At 34.9% G+C, this 4,530-nt stretch carries 6 protein-coding genes and 1 pseudogene; 4 read left to right on the plus strand and 3 right to left on the minus strand.

Annotated features, from left to right (window positions below):
- The 3 genes from AC3DU7_RS26165 to AC3DU7_RS26175 all read left to right on the plus strand — a co-directional run.
- Nucleotides 1-656 (plus strand): cobaltochelatase subunit CobN (locus tag AC3DU7_RS26165; RefSeq protein ID WP_488042208.1); only part of this gene is annotated, 656 nt, incomplete at its 5' end.
- Nucleotides 657-833: 177 nt separating this feature from the next.
- Nucleotides 834-1,124: a hypothetical protein gene (locus AC3DU7_RS26170; protein WP_488042209.1), complete on the plus strand. Its 291-nt coding sequence runs from the start codon at nucleotides 834-836 to the stop codon at nucleotides 1,122-1,124.
- Nucleotides 1,117-1,500 carry a toxin-antitoxin system TumE family protein gene (locus AC3DU7_RS26175; protein ID WP_488042213.1) on the plus strand — a complete coding sequence of 128 codons (384 nt, stop codon included), beginning with the start codon at nucleotides 1,117-1,119 and terminating at the stop codon, nucleotides 1,498-1,500. The genes AC3DU7_RS26170 and AC3DU7_RS26175 overlap by 8 nt, the downstream gene beginning before the upstream one ends.
- A gap of 11 nt (nucleotides 1,501-1,511) precedes the next feature.
- Here AC3DU7_RS26175 and AC3DU7_RS26180 read toward each other — a convergent pair whose 3' ends face one another.
- Nucleotides 1,512-2,339, minus strand: a complete 828-nt coding sequence (locus AC3DU7_RS26180; protein WP_488042210.1) for a hypothetical protein — start codon at nucleotides 2,337-2,339, stop codon at nucleotides 1,512-1,514.
- Nucleotides 2,340-2,546: 207 nt separating this feature from the next.
- Between AC3DU7_RS26180 and AC3DU7_RS26185 the strand changes: the two genes are divergently transcribed.
- Nucleotides 2,547-2,756 carry a type II toxin-antitoxin system HicB family antitoxin gene (locus AC3DU7_RS26185; protein ID WP_488042211.1) on the plus strand — a complete coding sequence of 70 codons (210 nt, stop codon included), beginning with the start codon at nucleotides 2,547-2,549 and terminating at the stop codon, nucleotides 2,754-2,756.
- 242 nt (nucleotides 2,757-2,998) lie between these two features.
- Here AC3DU7_RS26185 and AC3DU7_RS26190 read toward each other — a convergent pair whose 3' ends face one another.
- Both AC3DU7_RS26190 and AC3DU7_RS26195 read right to left on the minus strand, forming a co-directional pair.
- Nucleotides 2,999-4,294 carry an RNA-guided endonuclease InsQ/TnpB family protein gene (locus tag AC3DU7_RS26190; RefSeq protein ID WP_488042212.1) on the minus strand — a complete coding sequence of 432 codons (1,296 nt, stop codon included), beginning with the start codon at nucleotides 4,292-4,294 and terminating at the stop codon, nucleotides 2,999-3,001.
- 34 nt (nucleotides 4,295-4,328) lie between these two features.
- Nucleotides 4,329-4,530, minus strand: a pseudogene (locus AC3DU7_RS26195) (hypothetical protein); the annotation flags it as partial.

The following is a 4,530-nucleotide window of genomic DNA, read 5'->3' on the forward strand; positions in this document are numbered from 1 at the left end:
CCTGGGAAGATGAGTCAGAATTACAGGAAATGTATTTGAAGCGCAAGTCGTTTGCGTTTAATTCTGATAACCCTGGAATGATGGAAGATAACCGGAAAGTGTTTGAGTCAGCATTGAAAACTGCCGACGCGACATTCCAGAATTTAGATTCGTCAGAAATTAGTTTGACAGATGTGAGTCATTATTTTGATTCTGACCCCACTAAAATTGTAGCGACTCTCCGGGATGATGGGAAAAAACCATCTTCTTATATTGCGGATACAACAACTGCCAATGCTCAGGTGCGGTCTTTGTCAGAGACGGTACGTTTGGATGCTCGGACAAAAATGTTGAATCCGAAATGGTATGAGGGAATGTTGTCTCATGGTTATGAAGGCGTGCGGGAATTGTCTAAGCGTCTCGTGAATACTATGGGATGGAGTGCCACTGCTGGTGCCGTTGATAATTGGGTTTATGAGGATGTGAATGAGACCTTTATTAAAGATGAGCAGATGCAGCAGCGGTTATTGAATTTGAATCCTCATTCGTTCCGGAAAATGGTGACTACATTGTTAGAAGTGAACGGTCGCGGTTATTGGGAGACCAGTGAGAGTAATTTGGATAAGTTGAGGGAGTTGTATCAGCAAGTGGAGGATCGGATAGAAGGAATAGATTGATAATGAATAATGAATAATGAATAATTAATAATTAATGGATAATGAAAACTATCTCTGGTTATTAATTATCTATTGGTAAGAGAGTTTTTAGGGTGGGTGAATATTTATTTGCCCGCCCTATTTTGTGAATATGCTACAATTTGAAAATCTATATATTATAAAGTATCAAAAAAGATAATGGCTGAACTAAAACTAAGGTCAAAAGATCCAGATTCCCTCAGACGAATTATTCAAAGTGCTTTGTCGGAAAGATTAAAGAGTGTCAAAGTAGGTATTAAAAAGACAGAAGAGCGCTTAAAAGAATTTGAAACTAAGTATCAGTTATCGACAGAGGAGTTTATCGCCAGTTTTAATAATGATAAATTATCCCATAGTTTTGACTTTGATGAATGGATTGGAGAATCTCAAATGTTGGTACATTTACTACAAACAAAAGAATCTATAGAGGACGTTCATTTTGTTGATTGAAGATTATTTTCAAGAGATTAAGCTATTATTTCAATCCTCATTAATAGTCAAGTCATTGAACATTGAAACCGATAAGCGAGGAATGTATGAAGGTTTTATTAGAGGCAAAATAAGTTTTAAAAATAATTCATTGCTACATTTTCGAGAATTTGTTCATGTAGAAGTATTGGTTTATAGGAAAATGTATAGTTATCAATATATGAGTTCAGAGAATAATTTAATTTTTCGCTATGACAATACAGAACACCACCGAAAATTAAATCTTGCGACTTTTCCTCATCATAAACATGATGGTAGTGAGGAAAATGTTGTTGAGTCAGATGCTCCTTTTTTAGGTGAAGTATTAGAGGAAATTGGAAAAATATTAGGGTATTAAATAGAATATCTCTAACTCCAATTATGCAAATTTTTCATTTCCTCCTGCACTCTCAGACCAATGTCTATTGCATCGTTGACAAATTCGGCATAAGTTTGAGCTTTTTCTTCAAACCTTACAGCTCTTAAAAATGTCAAGTCTATGGAAAATTCCTCTGGCTTAAAATCGGGGTTTTCTCTTAGTATTTTTTCTGTTTTTATTGCCCTCTCTAAATCTGATTTAATGTTTCTAAATGCTTTAATTACTTTATCTCTATCCTTAACTTCTACCGGATTACCAACTGCCTTTAGTTGGTCTATAACCTTAACATTCTTGATAAACCGCTCGACAACTTTGTTGTAATTGTAGACTTCATCTATCAATGTTCCTAATGGAGTTGGTTGCAAAGAATTAACCCATTGTTTTAACTTTTTTTTTGCAGATCCGCTAATAAAGAAAGAGCCTATGTAATAAAGGAATCCATCATTATTAGGTGAGATAATATAGTTGTCATGAGTAACAATAGGCTTTTCACGAAGCAGAAAAAATATTATGAAAAATATTATGAAAAATATTGTGAACTGTAATGTTTTTTCTTCCCAAGACAAGTCTGTTTCTGCTTCCAAGGATAATAAGGAAACAATCAACATACCTACAAAAAACATAAATTTTAAACCACAACTATACTGTATTTCCTTGCATTTTGCTTGATACAAGTTTTCTCTTGCTTTTGCACCTCGAACTAAAGATGGCCTAATAATCTCTTTTGAGACAGAATAACTATCAATATTGTATGTTATGTCTGTCAATTTTTTTAAATTCCTTTGATTTATAATTAAATCGTTCAAATCAGATGCCATAACTTTTTTCCTAATTAATTTACCAATAAAAAAGAATCAAAATAATTATTTTTCCCAGGCACGTTCCACCGAATATCCCTACAACCTTTATGATTACCAAATTATATATCAATATTGCCATAATTTGTTAAGACTCACAAGCAAAAGCATATCAAGTCAAACAAATTCGTGCAATTATTATCAAATATCATCTAGAAAATTAAGCCAATGCTACACTACGAAATAATTCTCTATTGGAGTCAAGAAACAAGAGCATTTATAGCAGAAGTTCCAGAATTACCAGGTTGTATAGCTGATGGAGAAACTTATCAGTCAGCAGTGCAAAATGTAGAAATAATTATGCAAGAATGGATAGAAACTGCTCAAGAATTAGGACGAGAAATTCCCAGACTAAAAATACGGTCAATATTGGGATAATTTATGAATAATTTTTGAGCGATCGCCCAGCATGACCTAAAAATCACCAAGCATCCTCTAAAAATCGCCTTATCCAAAAAAAATAAAATTACAAAATTGAACGATGAGCAAATGCAGCAACGCCTTTTGAATTCCATACTACTTTTTCCGGTAGATTAGAAACGTTTCATCTTATTAATCTCAGACATATTTTTGACATCCTCCCGACGCTGCTCTGCGAGACAGCGCGGGATTCCCATCCATCAATCAAACAGACTAAGCTGCTTGAAAAACTCAGGGCGGGTTGACACATCATTGCCATCAACTACCTTTTTACGGGTAGAATTACGTTGGCTCCATGTCCGTTTAATTGTCTCCGGTTGACCCTCGGCGACTTCTTGAAAAAGTGATAGCTGTACAGTATTTTCTACTATTGTTTCAATTGTTTCAACCTTGGTTTTTGGTTGAACAACTTCTAAAATATTCACTGCAGCATTGATATCTCTGTCGTGAAACGTGCCACAATTGAGACAAGTCCATTCTCTCACATTTAATTCCTTTTTACCTCCACGAAACCCACAGCAGCTACATTTCTGGCTCGTAGGTTCCCACCTATCAATTACTCTAAATTCTCTACCATATTTCTCGCACTTAGCCTCAGTTAAAGCCCTAAATTTTCTCCATCCTAAATCACTAATTGCTTTAGCTAATTTGCGGTTTTTAACCATACCGGAAACATTTAAGTCTTCTAATACGATAGTGTCGTAATTTATGGCTAAATCAGTTGATAGCTTGTGTAGAAAATCTGTACGAATATCTTTGACTTTAGTATGAAGTTTGGCTACTCTTAATCTACGTCTTTCACGACGTTTGCTCCCTGGTTCAGTACGAGCCAACTTTCTTTGAAATTTAGCTAATTTCTTAAGGTTTTGTTTTAATGGTTTAGGGGCTAGTATTTTCTCGCCATTACTCAATGTTGCAAAAGTAGAAATTCCTAAATCTATACCTATTGAATTGTCGATTTTAGGCAAATTTTTTGAACAAGTTTCCACTACAAAACTAGCAAAATAACGACCCGAACTATCTTTAATTATAGTAACTGAGCTAGGTTGACTTGCTAATGATCTTGACCAAACTATTTTAACTTTGCCTACCTTTGGTAGATAAATTTTATCTTGACCAATTTTGTAATTTTCACCTACAAATCTTGCAGCTTGCCTAGACTTTCTGGACTTGAATTTTGGTGGTTTAACCTTAATTCCTTTACGTTTTCCAGCGCAACTATCAAAGAAGTTTTTGTAAGCTTTGTCTAAGTCTTTGAGAGATTGTTGTAATGGAGTAGATGCAACTTCCTTTAACCAAAATAATTCTTTTTTAGCTTGAGTTATAAATTGTTTGGTTAAGTCCACATAGCCAGGTCTCTTGTGACCATTAGTATACAGTTGGTTACAGTGTGCTAATGCGCTATTCCAAACGTATCTGCAACAACCAAATAGTTGATTTAATTTGATTATTTGAATATGATTTGGATATATGCGATACTTGTATCTGGCTTTCAATGTTTTAGCCTGTTACTAATATTAAGTAGTATTATTATAGCATGGGTTGGCATTCCCATCCCTCCGCTCCTCTACGGGAGAGCGCGGGTCTTCTGGCAACATTTAGATAAACTATACGACACGGACCCTTAATAACTCTCTGATCACCCAAATCATTGCGGTTTCTCTGCTTCACAGATACTACTGGTTTCAATTGATCGGGAGTCATTAGAGGATCGTGCTTAATTCTCTTGCCA

Source organism: Okeania sp., assembly GCF_983059655.1.

Excerpts from the sequence above, each read along its gene's own strand:
- AC3DU7_RS26185 (WP_488042211.1), top strand. The coding sequence starts at position 2,547 with ATGCTACACTACGAAATAATTCTCTATTGGAGTCAAGAAACAAGAGCA.
- AC3DU7_RS26180 (WP_488042210.1), bottom strand. The coding sequence starts at position 2,339 with ATGGCATCTGATTTGAACGATTTAATTATAAATCAAAGGAATTTAAAA.
- AC3DU7_RS26170 (WP_488042209.1), top strand. The coding sequence starts at position 834 with ATGGCTGAACTAAAACTAAGGTCAAAAGATCCAGATTCCCTCAGACGA.